The organism is Vibrio sp. Y176 (assembly GCF_033438945.1).
In genome coordinates this window covers 1-626 of record NZ_JAWOQS010000731.1, presented here as the reverse complement: position 1 = coordinate 626, position 626 = coordinate 1, and the positions used below count along the sequence as shown (strand labels likewise).

General features: G+C 51.0%; 1 protein-coding gene. It reads right to left on the bottom strand.

The window, feature by feature from the left end:
- On the bottom strand, positions 1-226 hold a 226-nt coding region (locus tag R7O13_RS28335), incomplete at its 3' end, for a hypothetical protein (RefSeq protein WP_318305386.1).
- Between the last annotated feature and the right edge of the window lie 400 nt (positions 227-626).

Here is a 626-nt window from a genome sequence, read left to right as displayed (position 1 = left end):
AAAGATATTGATTGACGATTGGCCCCAGAGGGCCAGCCATCAATAGAACGGCAAAGACCGTTCTAATAAAATAAATTGTTACAGGGTTATTTTTTTCTTCGTCCATCCGTAGCACAGCCGCCAAGAACAGGCCGCAAGCTATGGATAAAAGCCAGCCCCAAGCAATGCAAAATACCGTGTATTCCGCCACCACCATCGCCAAGGAAAACATAATAGAATCGATCATCGTTAACAGCTCCAAACGATTAAATACTGAGCGCAATGCTACACCTCGTCAACGAGAGCTGTCAACGAGAGCTGTCAACTTTGTGCACCTCAGCTCAAAGCGCGGGTTTTAAGTGTAGCGTCCAGCGAAACGACAGGGGGGCCGCACAAAACTGACAAGCGGCAGCGCAGGCAAGAGTCCCCAGACTCGGGTTTTGGGTGGGGACGGAGTCCCAAGCCAAAGTCGCCAGCTAGTGAAGCGTTCAGCGTAACGGCGGGTGACCACCCTCAAAGGACCACAGATAGCGGGGCCCCAGAATTAAGCGGAGCATTAATTTAGGGAAGCGGTCTCTTAGTTTCTCCGGAGCGTTCAAGCGTAGGAGAAATGTTAGAGAATCGTGGTTTTTGTGGGTGGTCACGCG